The sequence below is a fragment of the Paenibacillus sinensis genome, assembly GCF_019904155.1.
In the GTDB taxonomy this organism is placed as follows: Bacteria; Bacillota; Bacilli; order Paenibacillales; family Paenibacillaceae; genus Paenibacillus_AQ; species Paenibacillus_AQ sinensis.
This window is the reverse complement of the sequence record NZ_JAHCMB010000235.1, coordinates 1-560: the sequence shown is the minus strand read 5'-3', so window position 1 is coordinate 560 and position 560 is coordinate 1. Positions and strand designations below refer to the sequence as shown.

Below are 560 nucleotides of genomic sequence, written 5' to 3'. Positions count from 1 at the left end.
CGTTTTCCCGGCCATTATGTTTGATTATTCCTTCGTCATCTATAGATACGATTGATGGTTTATGAGAAAAAATACAAGCCAAATTATACTGTTTTGTTATGGTACTTCCTACTCTCAACTCGGCTAATCTAGCAGGGCTGCCGTGATACCAATTATCCAATCTAAAGCACCTCCCAGTCCGCATTCACGAAGCCTATGACTCATTTTTATTTCTTTCTCCAAAGACTGGCCCACATAAAGGGTACTCCAAACGCCCCACTATCTTCGCCGCACGCTTTCATACCCCGAAACTCAACATTGTCAAAATTATCTTCAAGCAGCTTGAATAATTTCTCTTTACTGTAAGCTTGTCCACCCTTCATACTTCTTTCTCGATATATTTCATAATCACTTAGTTCAAGTGCTCCTCCAATTTCGGTGTATCCAGGCGCAAAACAGGTTAGTCCAAAATATCCGCCAGTTTTTAAAGTACTGTAAATTAATCTAAGGTATTCAATTCTTCTGTGAGGCCATATGTGATGAAGGCACCCAGCATCATATACGAAATCGTAATATTCTGG

Annotated in this window: 1 pseudogene; it reads right to left on the bottom strand. The window is 39.8% G+C overall.

The features are described from left to right. Positions 1 to 206: 206 nt before the first annotated feature. Positions 207 to 560: pseudogene (locus KIH86_RS27945) on the bottom strand (SAM-dependent methyltransferase); the annotation flags it as partial.